The organism is Pseudomonas rhodesiae (genome assembly GCF_007858255.1).
Taxonomy (GTDB): Bacteria; Pseudomonadota; Gammaproteobacteria; order Pseudomonadales; family Pseudomonadaceae; genus Aquipseudomonas; species Aquipseudomonas rhodesiae.
Map to the genome: position 1 here is coordinate 245,866 of NZ_VFEU01000006.1, position 17,083 is coordinate 262,948.

A 17,083-nucleotide genomic window follows, 5' to 3' on the forward strand; every position below is an offset into this window, starting at 1 on the left:
TTAGGAGCATCAGCACATGCAACTGGGGATTATCGGACTAGGCCGCATGGGCGGGAATATTGCACGGCGCCTGATGCTCAATGGGCATACCACCGTTGTTTACGACCGTAACGAAGCATTTGTCAAAGGCTTGAGCGAAGAGGGCGCCACTGGCGTTGCCGATCTCAAAGCCCTGGTCGCCGGGCTGCAGCAGCCTCGCGCCGTGTGGGTCATGTTGCCGGCGGGCGACCCCACCGAGAACACCATTCAAGAACTCAGTGAACTGCTGGACAGCGGCGACGTGATCATCGATGGCGGCAACACCAACTACAAGGATGACGTACGCCGCGCCAAGGCCCTGGCGGAAAAAGGGCTTCACTATGTCGACGTCGGCACGTCCGGCGGTGTCTGGGGCCTGGAACGCGGCTATTGCATGATGATTGGCGGCGATACCGAAACCGTGCAGCGTCTGGACCCGATTTTCGCCAGCCTGGCGCCAGGCCTGGGCACCATCCCGCGAACCAAGGACCGTTCCGCCGCCGCCGACCCGCGCGCCGAACACGGTTATATCCACGCTGGGCCGGCCGGTTCCGGGCACTTCGTCAAGATGATCCATAACGGCATCGAATACGGAATGATGCAGGCGTTCGCCGAGGGTTTCGACATCCTCAAAACCAAGAACTCGGAGAACTTGCCCGAAGATCAGCGTTTCGACCTGAATGTGGCCGATATCGCCGAAGTGTGGCGCCGTGGCAGCGTGGTGTCGTCGTGGTTGCTGGACTTGACCGCCGATGCCCTGGCCACCGACCCGAAACTCGACGGCTATTCCGGCTCCGTGGCCGACAGTGGCGAAGGCCGCTGGACCATCGAAGCGGCCATGGAACAAGCCGTGCCGGTGCCGGTGCTGTCCACCTCGTTGTTCGCCCGTTTCCGCTCGCGCCAGCAGAGCACTTACGGTGACAAGATGCTGTCGGCGATGCGCTTCGGCTTCGGTGGTCACGTGGAGACTTCCAAAAAATGACGGCTAACGGCAAAAAACTGAAGGCCGAACCCGCTCCACCCACCACTTTGTTCCTGTTTGGCGCCCATGGTGACTTGGTCAAGCGCCTGCTGATGCCGGCGCTGTACAACCTCAGTCGCGACGGGTTGCTGGGCGACGGCTTGCGCATCGTCGGGGTGGATCACAACGCCATCAGCGATGCCGACTTCGCCAAGAAACTCGAAGATTTCATTCGCACCGAAGCCGCGAGCAAGGTCAAAGGCAATGCCGAGAACGCGCTGGACCCGCAGTTGTGGGCTCAGTTGGCCAAAGGCATCAGCTACGTCGAGGGCGACTTCCTCGACGACAGCACCTACACCGACATCGGCAAGAAAATCGCCGAGAGCGGCACCGGCAATGCGGTGTTCTATTTGGCCACCGCGCCGCGTTTTTTCAGCGAGGTGGTGCAGCGGTTGGGCAGCGCGGGCTTGTTGACGGAAACTGACCACGGTTTCCGTCGCGTGGTCATCGAAAAACCGTTCGGTTCCGATCTGGCCACTGCCGAAGCGTTGAACGCGTGCCTGCTCAAGGTGATGAGCGAGAAGCAGATCTACCGCATCGACCATTACCTGGGCAAAGAAACGGTACAGAACATCCTGATCAGCCGCTTCTCCAACGTGCTGTTCGAAGCGTTCTGGAACAATCACTACATCGATCACGTGCAAATCACCGCCGCCGAAACCGTCGGCGTGGAGACGCGGGGTAACTTCTTCGAAAAAACCGGCACGTTGCGGGATATGGTGCCCAACCACCTGTTCCAGCTGTTGGCCATGGTCGCCATGGAACCGCCAGCGGCGTTCGGCGCCGACGCGGTGCGCGGGGAAAAGGCCAAGGTGATTGGCGCGGTGCGCCCCTGGTCCCTGGAAGATGCACGGGCCAACTCGGTACGGGGCCAGTACACCGCTGGTGAGATCGGCGGCAAGGCATTGCCGGGTTACCGCGAAGAGGCCAACGTCGCGCCGGACAGCAGCACCGAGACCTTTGTGGCGCTCAAGGTGATGATCGACAACTGGCGCTGGGTCGGCGTGCCGTTCTACCTGCGCACCGGCAAGCGCATGAGTGTGCGCGATACCGAAATCGTGATCTGCTTCAAGCCGGCCCCCTATGCGCAGTTCCGCGACACCGATGTGGATGAACTCAAGCCTACCTACCTGAAAATCCAGATCCAGCCGAATGAAGGCATGTGGTTCGACCTGTTGGCGAAAAAGCCTGGGCCGACCCTGGATATGGCCAATATCCAACTGGGTTTCGCCTACAAGGACTTTTTCGAGATGCAACCGTCGACGGGGTACGAAACCCTGATCTACGACTGCATGACCGGCGACCAGACCTTGTTTCAGCGCGCCGACAACATCGAGAACGGCTGGCGCGCGGTGCAGCCATTCCTCGATGCGTGGAAGGAAGATGATGGCATCCAGACTTACAAGGCAGGTGAAGATGGTCCGGCGGCGGCTGACACGCTGCTGGCCCGGGATGGTCGTACCTGGCACACACTCGGATGAGTGATGCCGCGATCCACCCCGTCCGTTTTATCCTCAGCGACGTGGATGGCACGTTGCTGCATCCCGACCACAGCCTCAGCCAGCGCACGGCGGACGCGGTTCGTGCCTTGCGTGACGCCGGTGTGCTGTTCAGCCTGGCCAGCGGGCGACCGCCCAAGGCCATGTTGCACCTGATTGAAACGTTCGGTATCGATGTTCCGGTGGCGGGCTTCAATGGCGGCACGTTGATCCATCCGGACGGCAGGGTTTTGATAGCTCATCACCTACCTGCTGAAGCCGCGCTGATCGCCTTGGCGCTGTTTTCGGCCGAGCCGGAGGTGGAAGTCTGGATGTTTGCCGATGGCGATTGGCTGCGCCGTGGTTCGCCCGGCCCGATGGAACCGCGGGAAACCGCTGGGCTGGGTTATGGGCCGCAGGTGGTGGAGAGTTTTGAGCCCTATCTGGATCGGGTCGACAAGATTGTCGCTGCCAGCCTTAACACGCAACTGCTGGTGGAACTGGAGGCGCGTTTGCACCCCAAGGTGGAAGGGCTGGCGCAGGTTTCGCGGTCGCAGCCGGTTTATCTGGATGTGACGGCCATGCTGGCCAATAAAGGCGAGGCGTTAAAAACGTTGGCCGAGCATCTGGGCGTGGCGCTTGAGCACACTGCGGCCATCGGTGATGGCGGCAATGACCCGGCGATGTTTGAGGTGGCCGGGCTGGCGATTGCCATGGGCCAGGCGGAAGAAACCGTCAAACGTCGCGCCAATGTGGTTACGGGCACTAATATTGAAGACGGTGCCGCAGAAGCTTTCGAGCGGTTTATTCTGCCGTCACACGCAATACGCTAAGTTCGACGGCACAACTTACGATCACGGTTTGTACGGATCGAAAGTTGTGCCGTCGATTTATTTACTTAGGCATTGCCCAGGATTGCAACTTATAGCCGCTTTTATCCAGTTCGGCACGCGCTTGCAACAGCAGGTTTTCCAATTGCGCGGGATCTGTGTAGGCACTCGACGAGAGTTGCTTGCGGCCGATGCGGTTGTTGGTGCGGTCGACGACGCTGAGGCTGAGGGCGCCATTGCCATCGTGCCAGGCCACGCACTGAAAGGGCTGGAAGGCACGGTCTGCGATCAAAAGAGCTTCGTTGATGCGGAGCGGGGCGTTCATTGGGGTCTCTCTCTAAATGCCCAATCAAATGAGTGCCGTCGGTTGGGCGAGCCAGGCGGCGAGTTACTTGTACTGATGCGCGATGGCGGGGTGCGGGTCACATGTTAGAGCAACAAATTTCAACTTTCCGTGATTGAGGTCATGTAAGCGCCTGTTTTGAAAGCTGATTGAAAGTTTCAACGGTCGGCAACTTTTTAATCGCTGAAGCAAGAAGATGGCTTTTTGCCCCGACTTATAGCGAAACGGTACAAGGCGCGCGTCAATATCTTGCTAGGGTTAGCACCAGTCGTTACAACTGGTTGTTTCTAAATAACTTTAACGATTTTTGACGCCAAGGATCAGTCATGGGTGTGCCTCTCGTCCAACGCCGTTTGCTTGTGGTCGATCCGTGCGATGACTGCCATGGGCTGTTGCCCGGGCTGCGTACGGCGGGGTGGGAAGTGGACAGCTGTGCGCTGGAGGACGTGGGGGATCGCTCCTGCGATGTCGGCCTGCTGCGCTTGCAGCCCGAACACCTGAAGAGGCCCGAAGCGGTCAAGGAGCTGATCGGTCGCAGCGGCACTGAATGGATTGCCGTGCTCAGCCAGGATGTACTGCGCTTGCAGAATGTCGGCGACTTCGTTTGCGAGTGGTTTTTCGACTTCCATACGTTGCCGTTCGACGTCTCGCGGGTGCAGGTCACTCTGGGACGCGCATTCGGCATGGCGCGCTTACGCGGTAAAGGCCACACACCGGTGGATGAGGGGCACGAACTGCTGGGCGACAGCCGGCCCATTCGTGAACTGCGCAAGCTCTTATCCAAGCTGGCGCCCACGGAGTCCCCCGTCTTGATTCGCGGTGACAGCGGCACTGGCAAGGAGCTGGTGGCCAAGACCCTGCATCGTCAGTCCCAGCGCCATGCCAAGCCTTTCGTGGCGATCAACTGCGGTGCCATCCCTGAACACCTGATCCAGTCCGAACTGTTCGGCCATGAGAAAGGTGCGTTTACCGGCGCGCACCAGCGCAAGATCGGGCGTATCGAAGCGGCGAACGGCGGCACGCTGTTTCTCGATGAAATCGGCGACCTGCCGATGGAGCTGCAGGCCAACCTGCTGCGGTTTTTGCAGGAGAAGCACATCGAGCGCGTCGGCGGCAGCCAGCCGATCCCGGTGGATGTACGTGTGCTGGCGGCGACCCACGTCAATCTTGAAGCGGCGGTGGCCAAGGGCGCCTTCCGCGAGGATTTGTACTACCGCCTCAATGTGCTGCAGGTGGTCACCGCGCCGTTGCGCGAGCGCCATGGTGACGTGGCGATGTTGGCCAACCACTTTGCGCGTTTCTACAGCCAGGAAACCGGACGCCGCCCGCGCAGTTTCAGCGAAGACGCGCTGGCGGCCATGGCGCAGCATCCGTGGCCCGGCAATGTGCGCGAGTTGGCCAACCGCGTGCGCCGTGGCCTGGTGCTCGCCGAAGGGCGGCAGATCGAAGCCGTTGATCTGGGATTGCAGAGCGAGCAGGCAATCGCGCCACCCTTGGCTACACTCGAAGACTACAAGCACCGCGCCGAACGTCAGGCGCTGTGCGATGTGCTCAACCGTCATAGCGACAACTTGAGTGTCGCTGCCCGTGTGCTCGGCGTGTCCCGGCCTACGTTCTATCGGTTGCTGCACAAACACCAGATCCGCTAGGGCGGGTAAACCGAAAAGCCCCGCAACGACCCTTATCGTTGCGGGGCTTTTCCTTGTGCGTCTGGTTAGAAGTAGTACGGGAATTTCAGGCTGAAGGTGAAGTCCGGCGCGTCGTCGGTCATACCGATCGCCAGGTTCGGTACGATCGTCAGGTTATCCGAGGCGGCAATGGTCATGCCCACGTTGAAGTAGCCGGCGTTGGCATCGCTGGAGACCACCGATTGCCAGTCCCCGCCATTGGGTTTGAGGCGGCTTTTACGCTGGACCAGGTCAGACACCGAAAACGACATACTCATTTTCTCGTTCAGCGCGAACGCTACGCCCATGCCGACCTGGAAGCTGTCACCCAGGCTGACCTTGCCGCCGACCTTTTGGTTGACGTCGCTGCTGATGTCGTCGAACGAATCTTCGAAGTTATGGGTGTAGGACAACGAGCCAAACAGTACGGCTGGGTCGAAGGTCTTGACCAGGGAGATGCCCGGCGTGATCGACCAGACCCCGTTGCCGGTGGGCAGGCTTTCAGGTACGAACAAGTTGTCGTTGCCGGGTGCGTTGATGAGCTTGATGCCGAACGGTTCCTTGCCCGTCGGCGCCTTGACCCGCACCGACACCACGGCATCCGGCAAGGTGGGGGTCTCGTCGAGGAACTTGTAGGCCACACCGAAGTTGACGTCGCCGATGGTCGGGTCGCGGGTTACCGATGCTTCCGATGTTGCCGTGCCGTTGTTGCCTGCACCGGCCGATTGGTACGTCGATTCGCGGTACACCACCGGCACGTTGACGTCGAACTGCCAGCGGTTGTCGAGGTTGTAGCGGCCGGTCAGGTCCAGGGTCCAGTTGTCCGACTTGATGCGGTCGAGGTTGATATTGCCGAGGAAAATCGAGTCCAGGGCCAGGAACCCATTGAGGGTCAGTTGGCGCGCGTCGTAGCGAGCGTAGGTCACGCCGGTTTCGAAGCTGAACTTGCCATTGCCGAAGAAGCCACTGGCTTCGTTATAAAGGTTGCTGACACTTTGCGCAGGCGCCGAGTCGTCCTTGAGGGACTGCCCATAGGAACTGCCGCCGCCCGCGCCACCGGAGGCCGCAGCGGCGCCGGTGCCGGCCACGGTGGTGCTGCCTTTCTGGAAGTCGGCGGGGGATTTGGCTAAGCGTTTGGGCGCCGGCGTCGCCGGTTGATCTTCGACCTGACGCACTCGCTGTTCCAGCACCGCCAAGGCCTTTTGCTGCACTTCGTAACGTTGCTTGAGTTCCAGGAGTTCTTGCTTGAGTGTTTCGATATCGGCATCTGGCGCGGCATACAACACGGATGCGGGCAAGAGCGTACTTAAACAGACCACCGCACGAAGCGATAACGATCGATGCATGAAATAAGCCGTCCTTTTTTAATGCGTAAGTGTCGAGGGTCAGCGTAGTTCAATAACCGAGCGTACGTAGGCCTTTGAGTTGGTCCAGGTTGCAATTCAACGCCGGGTTGTTCAGCCCGTTATTGCCCATCACGACGTTAAGTTGAGTGATGTTGTTGACGAAGTTGGTATTGCCGGTCAAGACAGTGCCTTGCAGCACCGTGCCACCGCCAATCTGCTGCAGGCTGTTGCCTTGGTTATGGTTGGCCTGGATCGCCATTTGCAGGCCGCCGTTGTTGGCCGACACGCTCACTTTGCCGGCCGCGCTGTCACCGGTCACGGTGCCGCCGGCCACCAGCACTTGCCCCGATTGCGCGAGATTGGCCGGCGCCAGGCCGTCCTGACTCACAGTGATGCCGACATTGTTGTACGCGGTGTTGCCGTCGCCGGCCGCGCGCACGCTTTGCGTCACACCCTGGCCGCTGCCCAGACCGGCGCCGCCGACGACATTGCCGGTACCGGTGCTCTGGCCGGTGACGCTGCCTGCCGAGCCGGTGGTCTGCACATAAAATTGCGGGGTGATCGTGGTTTTATCGACCTGCATGCTGGCTTTGCCGGTGATGCTGTCGCCCATGGCATTGGTCCAGGTGCTGCTCATCACGATACCGAAGCTGATGATGCGCCCCGGCATTACATAACGACCGCGCAGGTCGGCCATTTCCGAGTCTCTCAATTCGATCGGTTTGAAACCCGATGAAGCATAAGCGGGCATTGCGGCTGCCAGACACAAAACCGTCAGCCAACGGGAAGTGTTCATCTTCTGCTCCTGGAGCATCCTGGCCCCTTATGGCGCTTCTTATTAAAAGAAGTCGCTCTGGATAAAACCGAAATCCATCAATTCGGCGTCGCCCACGGGCCTGAACTCATTCAACTGGTTCTTGGCGGTCAGGGGCGTAGGAGGGGCGAGCAAGGCGTTGGTCTTGTCGTAACCCTCACCCAATACGGCGAATACGATGCCATTCCAGCCTTTGACAAAGTCGTCGCGGGTGTAGCGCTTATGGCCCAGCACCGGGTCGCCGATGTAGACCCAGTCTTTGTCGGCACGCTGCATCACCACGAAGTGCTTGTAACCACGGATTTCCAGCAGCACCACGACCGGGATCTTCACGGTCAGCAGGGATTCCGGCGAGATCTTGTAGCCCCGCGCCCGCATGCCGATGCTTTCCAGGTAGCGCTTCATGTCCAGCATGGAAAAGCCCTGGGTGCGCACCAGGTCCTGATCGGCGTTGATCAGCATGCCTTTGATCACATGGTCTTCGTCGACGTCCAGCCAATAGCCCTGACGCAGGATGGTGGCGAGGGCGGCGGCGCCGCAGCTGAAATCGGTTTTCTGTTCCACCAGGTTGGCGAACCGGCGCTCGCGGATACTCTCGACCTTCTTGTAGATCACTGCACCGCCAGGCATGGCGGAGACCGCCATGGTGCCTGCCCAGGTCGGGCCGGTGAGGAGCATCAGCAGGGTGAGGGTCGCGAGGCGCATGATCGAAGGCCGGGTGGACACTGGAATAGGAAAGGGCCTTGTTGCCAAGGCCCCGTTGGATCAGAAGCGCACGCCGCTGGCGCAGGTGGTGCAACCTTGGCTGATTGACAGGGCGTTGCCGGCCATGTTGCCCTGACCTGCTTGCAGGGTATTGCCTACGTTGCCGGAGTTGCCGTTGAGCGAGCTGTCCAGGCTGGCGTTGTTGGACACGTACTGAGGCTTGCCGCCATAGCCATGACCATAGCCGTGGCTGGTTGCGGCGGTGCTGAGGTAGCTGTTGCCAAGGGAGTTTTGCACGGTGCTGGCGGTGGCTACGATGCTCTTGCCATCGGCAGTGACGATGGCCACGCTGTTTGCAGCTTGGTTGGCCTGGCCGGCCTGACCGATACTACCCACGTTGCCGGAGTTGTTGTTAACCGAGCCGTCCAGAGACGCGTTGTTCTGGGTGCCTTTGGTGACGGAAGTGTTCAGCAAGCTGTTCTGAGTCACGTCGGTCCCACCGAATACGGTGGCAGCATCGCCGCTGGCGCTGGCGATGGCGACACTGTTCTGAGCCTGCTGAGCATCGCCGGCTTGCGCGATGTTGCCTACGTTACCGTTGTTGCGGTTGACCGAACCATCGGCGGAGGCGTTGTTTTCTGTCTTAGTGTTGTCGAACCGGTTGCCAACGCTGTTTTGTTCGCCGCTTACTGCAGCGGCAATAGTGCCGGTAGGCTGAGGCGCAGGGTGCCAGCTACCTGCTTGAGCAGCAGCAGCCATGAGCGCGGCGAGAGCGAAAACCAGAGGTTTCAGAGCCATTTGAGGTTTCATGGTGTTTCTCCTTGCTTCTATTAGTTGGTTAAGTGTTGGTACGGTCTTGCGAGTACTACCAAGTCGTTACTTGATAGTGATGCCCAGGGTGTTAGCCATTCGGTTCCCCACCCCAGCACTCTGGTTCACCTGAATCACTCCTCGGCTGCCTGTGAAGGCCTGGTCGCTGGTAACGACCAGGCGGCTGCCAGTGGTGGGGGTGAGCCCTGAGTCGGTTAATTGCGTCGTGTTCTGTTGCAACAAGACGCTGTCGTCGATGCTTTGCGGGCCAGGGTTGAGGCTGATCCGCACGGCGTTAACAGTTTGGTTATTGGCCCCAGCGGCTTGGTTGACGCCCAACATGCCGTTGCCATTGGTAAAAGAAGCGCCCTGAATCGCGGCCTTGGCATTCAGAGACGGATCGACCTGACCGTCGAGCCGTTGGATATTCACCGTGGTGGCCTTGCCGCCGAGCGCGATGGCACGGTTGTTGGCTTGTTGCTGCTGATTGCCTGCGGCTTGGTTGATCGAAAGGTTGCCGCGGTAGTCTTTGCCGCTGTTGTTGATCACAGCGTTGTTGTCGGCCATGGCCGAGGCACTGCCCAGCAGGGCGAGCAAGAGCAAGCTACGGTTCATTATTTGCCCCCCATCATGTTGCCGAGGTTATTCAGAGGGGCCATGCCGCGTTGGATCGAGTTACTGATCTGTCCACCCATGCTGCTGCCGCTGCCATGCCCGGCGGTGGCGCCGGTGCCGAGGGTCGACATGCTGTTCTGCGTGGCATGCACGCCGGTCAACGTGCTATCGATCTGGCTGGCGCGGGCGAAACTTGAACCGCTGCTGACACCGCTGATAGCCAGGTCACTGAGCTCGCCGGTGGCGCCAAGAACCTCTTGAGTGGGATTGGCATTGGCGGTGGTGGGGTAGGGGTCTTTACCGAAAGCGGCGCGACCGTACATGTGTGCCTGTACGTTGCGGCCCGTCACGATCACACCATCACCGGCAAAGGCTGGTGCACTGATGCCGAGGCTGAGTACACAGCTGGTCAGCAGTACCTTCATCGAGTGTTGTGTGAGTGTGTTCACGGCGGCATGTCCTTATTCTCAGCACTGACCCTAAACAGTGCTGTGAGGGATAGAGCAGATGCCGTGCCGCTTTTTGAATTGTCTTTATATTCAATGGCTTGTGAAAAACTGGCGGCGCGTCGACGATGCCGGTGTCTCAGCGCTGAAACACCTGCCCTTCAAGCGCGTGTAGCCCGCTGTGCCACAAACGATTCACCCCTGTGTATCACCGGCGTAACACCGCACATGACAAAAGCATGAACCCACGCTGTACACGGGCTTCAGGGCAGGCAGGTGTTTCAAAAATGGACACTGCGGGCGCGAACACGCCCGCACGAATCGGCCGGGCTCAGCCTTTAGGGTTTTTACGCGGGATGGAATTGAGAACGGGGTTGCCGTCCTGGTTCTGCGTCAGATAGACCGGCAGTACCTTGGGCAGTGAGGGGATGAGGTTGTTGACCTCGGTGAGGTTGTAGATGCCGCCGATTCGAATCGCCCCGGTGCTGGCGTCGGCCAGCATCACCGGTTTGCTCAAGTAGCGGTTGATCAGCGGTAACGCGTCGACCAAGGCCAGGTTATCGAGAATCAGCTTGCCCTGGCGCCAGGCCAGTGCGCTGTCATTCGGGCTGAACGGCCTCACGCGCGGAGTGGCATCGCCCGCTTGGTAGCTGGCCTGCATGCCCGGAGTCAGGGGCACGCTGCCATGCGTGGCATCGCTGGCGATCTGCACCGAGCCTTCGAGCAGCATCACGCGGACCTGATCGCCATATTTCCATACATTGAATTGGGTGCCTGTCACGCGCACCTGGCCTTCGCCGGCGCGCACCACAAACGGATGGGCGCTGTCGTGGCTGACATTGAAAAACGCCTCGCCTTTCTTCAGCGTGACGCGGCGCTGATCCTTGTAGTTGCTATAGACCAGTTCGGTGCCCAGGTTCAGCTCTACCTGGCTGCCATCGCTCAAGGTCACCTGACGCAAGCCCTGGGTCGCCTCGAAACGTTCATAGGAATTGGGCAGCCACCCGGCCTGCCACCCGGTGAACGCGGCCAGCGGCAGGGCCGCCAGGCATAGCGCCGCCGCCACGGCATAACGACGTACGCGGCGGCGCGGTTTGAACGCCAATACCGGTGCGGTGGGCGCGGTGCGCGGCAAGTGATCGGCGACGTCCCAGATTTCCAGCATCGCGGCGTATTCAAAGGCATGCAGGGGATGGGCGTCATGCCATTGTTGAAAAGCCTGACGTTCAGCCGGTGTGCAATCACTTGCATGCATGCGCATGCACCAGTGCGCTGCGGCATCGGTGATGGTGTCGTATTCGGCTTCTGAAACAGACTTTTCGGTCATTTACGCATCCTGATTTCCCACATTCTAACCTCCGCGGGCCGATGGGGAGAACAGCCATCATGGCGATTGCACATCAATTGGAACTTATTCTTATTTGTCAGTACCTAAAAATTTCAGGACACGCGTCCGTTATTTCCACTATGGAGTTCCGTCATGTTGAAGAAAACCTTAGTCGCCCTGTGTGCAACCTCCGCGCTGCTCAGTGCCGGTGCCGCCCTGGCCGATAAGCCGGGCGCAGGCTGGATCACTATTGAAAAGGCCATCGAAGTGGCCAAGACCAAGGCCGGCTACGTTGAAGTCTATGCCGCCGAAGCCGACGATAACGGCTACTGGGAAGTCAAAGGGCGCAAATCCGACGGCACTGTGTATGAAGCACGCATCGACGGCGCCTCGGGCAATATCCTGCGTGACCAGAAAGACTGACGTCTCGCGCCGGGAGCCGGTTCAGGCTCCCGCATCCAATTCCCTGCCGAGCTGGCTGATCAGGTAAGTCACCGAATCGGCGTTGGCCAAAATCGTATCGATTCGCTTGTTGGCGTCACTCATAAACACCGCCCGCGCATCGTCCAGGGTTCGCGTCCCGGTAGTACTCAACACCTTGTCCTTTTGCGGCGAAGTCCCACGACTGGCTCCAAAGTCTTCCCATTGCTGGGTGAACTCGTCCCACGTTCTGAACAGCATGGTGGCCGGGGTGAGTGTGGAGAGCGCGGTATCGCGCAAGTCGGCCAGATCCGTGTGCATTCGCCTGGCGCCACTGATGTTGAGGTTAATCAGGTCGTGGAACGGCCGCATGCTGTCCAGGTACGCCAGGTCTTCAGTCAAGGACTTGAGGTGGGTGATCTCATGAATCAACGTGGTGGCGCGGGCATGGGCAGAGATGTTGAAGGGTGTCGTGAGGCGATTCTGATAGATGTCCAGCGGCGGATCGAAAAAGCGGTCGACCAGGTAGATTTTCTGTTCCCGGTCCTCGGGTAGCACGAAAGCGAAAGTGTTTTGCGGGCTGTAGCGATGGGTGCCGCAGACGAAGCGCTGGGAGTCAGGGCCGACCAGGGTATGGTTGATCAGCTCATCGAGCACTTCGTCGACGCGTCGCTCAATTCGTTGCACCTGCTCGCCGGTCAGCGTGACCACGCCGAACAACTCACTGAAGAACCGTCCCAGCCGGCTGCCGGGTTCGCGCAGCGGTGCAAAGTGCAGCAGGTTGCGTTTGCAGGTCACCGCGTAATAGGTCGCGACGTTGAGCGCTTCGTCGATGCACTGGGCCTTCCAGCTCGACAGGGCGGCAATTTCGCGCATGCCCACCGCCTCGATATTGATAGCGTCGCGCTCCGCCGCCCAAGTTTGCATTTTGCCCGCGTAGCGGCTCAAGGTTTTGCCGTAGCGCGGATGATGGCGGTCCAGGTCCAGGGTCCATTCGCCCTGGGCGTTGGCTCGCACATAAGGGCCGTGCTGCTCGTCACGGCTCAGGCGCCAGCGTTCCCCGGCTTTTCTCACCGAATAGACCTTTCCCGCCAATGGCACGAAATGCGTGCGCGTGTCGTTGTCGGTGTACACGAAGGGTGGCGCGCTGCGCTCCAGGTCGCTCAGGGCAACCTGGTGATTTTCGAAGGTTTGCAAGGCGGTTCGCCCAGGTGCGGTCAGGTCCAGCTCGTCCAGGCTGGCGGCCACGGGGGCAGGGGCATCTAGCCAGTCGTCAAAGGGCAGCGGTTGTTCGCTGGGTGGGGTTGGCGGCAGCCACTGGTCCAGCGCTTTGCGCAACGAGGCCAGTTCGGCCACGCCCGCGACAAAGGTTTTGAGCGAGTGCTGCCAGCGGTGTTCCTGTAAGTCTTCGGCCGATGTTTTGAACAGTTGGTAGCTGCGCCATACCGTCAGCGGGTAGGTCAGTTTGCCCGCCATAAATTGCAGGCTCTTGGGAATGCCCTTGCTCAACAGGCTGGTCACCGCGTCCCAATGTGTCTTGCCTGACGCGCAAAACTGGCCGGCCAGCATCTGCAGCAGCATCTGGGTATTGTCGTCGAACAGTCGGTTGAGCAGATTACCGGCGATGGGCGAGTCACCCAAGCGGATGTCCGAGAGATCCGGGCGCCAGCGCTCACTCAGCAGATTGCGGTAAGTGGCTTGATGGGGCGCTTGCAACTGCCCGATCACCCATTCCTGTAGCGCGCCAGGGCTGGTGAATTCGTGTAGGAGCGCCGCCTCGCTGGGGAACTCTTTCAACAAATGTTTGGGGCTGTACGGTGCATACAGCACCAACGGCCCGGACGCGCCGGGCTTGGGGCCGATCAGGTAACAGCCCAATACCTTGGCGTGACTGGCGCCGGCGGTGGCGATCAGCTCCAGCGGGCGGATCATCGCCGTAACCCCATGCACCGCCGCACGGGCCACGGCGTCGGGCATGTCGAAGACTTGCCGAATAAAACCCCAGGCCGTGGCGGACAGCCGTTCAGTGAGGGTTTGTTCATGGGCGTACTGCAACAATTGCCACGGCAGCTGCCGGCAGAATAGGCGGCGCCGCTCACGCGCGTCGTCGCTCTGCCCCTGGAGCAGGCCGCTCAACACTTGGCGGTACAGCGTTTTCAAATCCAGTTGTCGCACCAATTGCACGATGGCCGCGCCGTCGAGTTTCTCCGGCAGTGGGACGCTGGTGCGCGAGCGCGGGCGGATCGTCTCGGCGCGCAGATCGGGCAGGTGCCGCAACGCGAAGTCCGTCAGGGTCTGGGTGTGGCCTTCGAGGTCGATACGTCCGGGAATCAGCACGTGATCCGGGTTGTACACCTGGCCTGGGAACCGCGCGCCGAGCAGGGTTGAGAGGGTACTGAAGATGTGTTCGCGCAGGGGCACGATGCTGTGCAGATAGTCCCGTTCGTCAGGCGCACTGACGCGATATTGCTCAAGCAGCTCGGCCTGCAGGATCTGTTCGTGGGGCCGCGCCATGCCCAGCCAGACTGGCAGCGCTTGTTGGTGGATCAGGGCGCGCGCCAGGGTGATCGACCTGGGCAGATTGGACGGGGTTTGACGCCGGATCAGGCGGTCCATGCAGTCCTGGAAGCGCGTGGCGCTGAGCCCCATCGCCAGCACCTGGTCGATTTCGTCGCGGGTGAAGTCGCTGTAGCTCTGCTGACGGTTGTGCAGCAGGTGTTCGTCGATTCGCTGCAAGGGCCCCAGGCGACAGGCATGGTGAGGGATGCGCCGCGACACCGGCAGGTTCTCCAGCAGGGGCAGACGCTGCACGGGGTTTTGCAAGCGCTGTTCGAGCTTGTCGCGCAGGGCCTGGATCGACGCAAACGCCTCATAGCCACCCCGTGGGGTCCACAGCAGGGCGGTGCCCGAGTGGATGGGGTCGATGCCACCGCGCTCGGTCAGTACAAAGGCATTGGCCAGGGGCTGAGGCTCGGTAGCGGTGCCCAGGAACAGGCTCAGGCTGAACGCATCCGGGATAAACCCATTCAGGCCATGGCGGGTCAGCCGGCTCATGCCGTCGGCATTGAGGGCGCTGTCGAGTAACGCCAGGGCAGAGGGCGGCAGGCTATGGTCCAGGCGCCTCAATTCGGTTTCGCCGCGCAGCCCCTGCAACATGCCCTGGCTCAGGTGCGCCCGGTTATTCTCCAGCAGCAGGTGGGGCAGGGTACGCAGGTCCCGTTGCGCGAACGTGCTGAGCACCTGTTCGATGACGGCGTTGAAACTGTCGATGGTCAGGTTGTGCAACTGGTAGGCCACGCCGGCGCTCTGTTCCGTGTAGAACCAGGTCAGGGCCGACTCGGTGAGCCGATCGGCTTGCCCGGCCAGACGCGCGATAAAGTGCTCGACCATGCTCAATGACGTATGGGGCGCACGCTCTTCGCGCTCTGCGGCGGGGGTGACATAGGTATTGATATAGACGTGCTCGGCCTTGAGCTCGAGCAGACGCTTGGCCAACTCGGTGTCCAGTGCATGGGCGACCAGGCTGCGCAAGGTCGGCTGCCGGTTACGTTCCAGCACCATGGCCGCGTCCACCGCCTGCAAACGTTCCAGGTGCACCTTGGCCTTCTCCGATTGCACGGTAGTAGGGCGGCCATTGCCGCTGGTGATGGGGTGAAGGGTCCAGCGCCCATCGGCCTCCTGCTCCAGCAGCCGCGTGTCGAGCATGCTGCGCACGTCCAGTGCAGTGTCGAGCAGCGCGGCCAGGTCGATTACGCCGTTGCTGCGCCGATAGAGCCCCAAGGCATAGTCCAGATTGTCGGACTGCTTGGTGACAATGTCCTCGATCATTGCCTGGAACACATCGCCCGCGATGGGCTTGCCGGTCACTTGGATATGTTCCATGCCCACGAACGCACTGCGTTCATCCACCGACAGAAAGTGCAGCAGTTCGTCCTCGTGGCCCGCCGTCCTGAGCATCTGCAACAAGGCATCTTTGAGGTCGTCCAGGTTTTTGAGTACCTGCAATCCCCGCGATTGGGTGTAGAGGTAGGCCTGGCTATCGCTGATCATCAGCGTGCTGGCCAGCTCCACATAGTGTTGGAACGGGGCATGCACACGGACCTTTTCTATTCTCAGATGGCTGGCATAGGCGCTACGCGCCGCCTGGTCGGGAAGGAACAGCGCACGCAGGTCCAGGCTTTCCTGGCTGGACAGGACCAGGCCCTGCTGCTTGAACAGCAGGTCGGCGCGAAACTTGTCGCTCATGACCCGCGCAAAAAAACGCAGGCGCGACTGACCGCGGTTGAAATCTTCATTCCAGTAGGTTTGCAGCAGGCTGTTCAACAGCTTAGAGAGGATGCCGCTGGTCTGTTCGACCAGACTGTCCCAGCGCTGGTGGTCCTGGGCCCTCTGTTGTGCGGTGTGTGCGCTGTCGTCATGGCCCACATTGAAATACGTGTGAGTCTGGTTCGCCGGCCAGGCTTGCTTGACGTAAAACTGCAGCAGCGCATCGCGCAATGACTCGGAGGCCACCCAGCGACTCTCATCCATCGGCGTGGGCTGGGTGAAAAAATTCACCCGCGTGTCGCGCTGGTCCAGCCCCGGAAAGTACGAGCGGGCCATGATGCCCAGCAGAGTGTCGAGCATGCCGCGCAGGTCGGGGAGCTTGCGCAGTTCCTCCAGCATCGTCGTGACGTTGTGTTGTTGGCCGGCCAGGATGGTTTGTTCCTGGTCTTGCATCACCGCGCCTGGAATCACCGTGCCCGTTGTCTTCAGCGGTTCTGTGCTGGGCAAGCCGTCGCGTTCGACAATCGCCAGAAATTGCAGGAGTTCGGCGCGCCGGCTTGGCTGCGTCAGGCGTTCGTCCACCTCATGGAGCAGCGCGGCGCGGCTGTCGAACTGTTCCAGGCCGCCGTAGGGGGTAAACAGCACGGCTTTGTGGTCATCGGGTGTCGGGCTCATCATGAACACACCCGCCAGGGGCACGGGGGCGTGGTCGGGCCGGTTGACCGACAAGCGTTCGACGTGCATCGGGTAACGCTGCACGCTGGGGTCGATACGCGCGGCATGGGTGGCGTAGTACAGCGTGTGCAGCCAATCGAGGTCCCTGACCGAGAACCCGAGCGCGCGCTCGCGGGGCGTGGGGGTCTTGCGTTTGACGTTTTGCAGGAACTCATCGAAGAAATACGGGGGCGTGAGGTTCGCCATGGTGCGCTCTCCAGCAAGGCGGCGGGATGAGGCTTCACGGTAGGCGGCGCGGCGGC

At 60.7% G+C, this 17,083-nt stretch carries 14 protein-coding genes; 5 read left to right on the forward strand and 9 right to left on the reverse strand.

The annotated features are described in order from the left end of the window. Positions 1-16 precede the first annotated feature (16 nt). Genes gnd through FIV35_RS11830 form a run of 3 tightly spaced genes read left to right on the forward strand, consistent with a single transcriptional unit; the run spans position 17 to position 3,350 of the window. On the forward strand, positions 17-1,000 hold the full coding sequence (gnd, locus tag FIV35_RS11820; RefSeq protein WP_034097067.1) for a phosphogluconate dehydrogenase (NAD(+)-dependent, decarboxylating): 984 nt from the start codon (positions 17-19) through the stop codon (positions 998-1,000). Beyond that, complete coding sequence (gene zwf, locus FIV35_RS11825; protein WP_034137931.1) at positions 997-2,520, forward strand: glucose-6-phosphate dehydrogenase; 1,524 nt, start codon at positions 997-999, stop codon at positions 2,518-2,520. The genes gnd and zwf overlap by 4 nt, the downstream gene beginning before the upstream one ends. Continuing rightward, positions 2,517-3,350: a Cof-type HAD-IIB family hydrolase gene (locus FIV35_RS11830; protein ID WP_034137932.1), complete on the forward strand. Its 834-nt coding sequence runs from the start codon at positions 2,517-2,519 to the stop codon at positions 3,348-3,350. Before zwf ends, FIV35_RS11830 begins: the two co-directional genes overlap by 4 nt. A 61-nt stretch (positions 3,351-3,411) precedes the next feature. On the opposite strand, the gene FIV35_RS11835 is transcribed toward FIV35_RS11830, so the two are convergent. Further along, positions 3,412-3,672, reverse strand: a complete 261-nt coding sequence (locus tag FIV35_RS11835) for a hypothetical protein (protein WP_034137933.1) — start codon at positions 3,670-3,672, stop codon at positions 3,412-3,414. 344 nt (positions 3,673-4,016) lie between these two features. Here FIV35_RS11835 and FIV35_RS11840 point away from each other — a divergent pair, with 344 nt between their 5' ends. Further along, positions 4,017-5,339: a sigma-54 dependent transcriptional regulator gene (locus tag FIV35_RS11840; RefSeq protein ID WP_034097071.1), complete on the forward strand. Its 1,323-nt coding sequence runs from the start codon at positions 4,017-4,019 to the stop codon at positions 5,337-5,339. 65 nt (positions 5,340-5,404) lie between these two features. On the opposite strand, the gene FIV35_RS11845 is transcribed toward FIV35_RS11840, so the two are convergent. From FIV35_RS11845 to FIV35_RS11875, 7 genes are all read right to left on the reverse strand, one after another. After that, a complete protein-coding gene (locus FIV35_RS11845; RefSeq protein WP_034137934.1) occupies positions 5,405-6,703 on the reverse strand; it encodes a hypothetical protein in 1,299 nt (432 codons plus the stop codon). 49 nt (positions 6,704-6,752) lie between these two features. After that, complete coding sequence (locus tag FIV35_RS11850) at positions 6,753-7,499, reverse strand: hypothetical protein (RefSeq protein ID WP_034137935.1); 747 nt, start codon at positions 7,497-7,499, stop codon at positions 6,753-6,755. Positions 7,500-7,541: 42 nt separating this feature from the next. Next, entirely contained in the window at positions 7,542-8,222 is a 681-nt protein-coding gene (locus tag FIV35_RS11855) for a C39 family peptidase (RefSeq protein WP_034137936.1), read from the reverse strand. Positions 8,223-8,282: 60 nt separating this feature from the next. Next, a complete protein-coding gene (locus FIV35_RS11860; protein ID WP_034137937.1) occupies positions 8,283-9,032 on the reverse strand; it encodes a hypothetical protein in 750 nt (249 codons plus the stop codon). A 66-nt stretch (positions 9,033-9,098) separates the two neighbouring features. After that, entirely contained in the window at positions 9,099-9,647 is a 549-nt protein-coding gene (locus FIV35_RS11865; protein WP_034137938.1) for a hypothetical protein, read from the reverse strand. Then, complete coding sequence (locus tag FIV35_RS11870) at positions 9,647-10,096, reverse strand: hypothetical protein (RefSeq protein ID WP_034137939.1); 450 nt, start codon at positions 10,094-10,096, stop codon at positions 9,647-9,649. Before FIV35_RS11870 ends, FIV35_RS11865 begins: the two co-directional genes overlap by 1 nt. A gap of 328 nt (positions 10,097-10,424) precedes the next feature. Beyond that, positions 10,425-11,420 carry a FecR family protein gene (locus FIV35_RS11875; protein ID WP_034137940.1) on the reverse strand — a complete coding sequence of 332 codons (996 nt, stop codon included), beginning with the start codon at positions 11,418-11,420 and terminating at the stop codon, positions 10,425-10,427. Positions 11,421-11,573: 153 nt separating this feature from the next. Here FIV35_RS11875 and FIV35_RS11880 point away from each other — a divergent pair, with 153 nt between their 5' ends. Next, the gene (locus FIV35_RS11880) at positions 11,574-11,843 is read left to right on the forward strand and encodes a PepSY domain-containing protein (protein ID WP_034097081.1); all 270 of its coding nucleotides are present in this window, start codon (positions 11,574-11,576) and stop codon (positions 11,841-11,843) included. A gap of 21 nt (positions 11,844-11,864) precedes the next feature. On the opposite strand, the gene FIV35_RS11885 is transcribed toward FIV35_RS11880, so the two are convergent. Further along, a complete protein-coding gene (locus FIV35_RS11885) occupies positions 11,865-17,027 on the reverse strand; it encodes a dermonecrotic toxin domain-containing protein (protein WP_034137941.1) in 5,163 nt (1,720 codons plus the stop codon). Positions 17,028-17,083 lie beyond the last annotated feature (56 nt).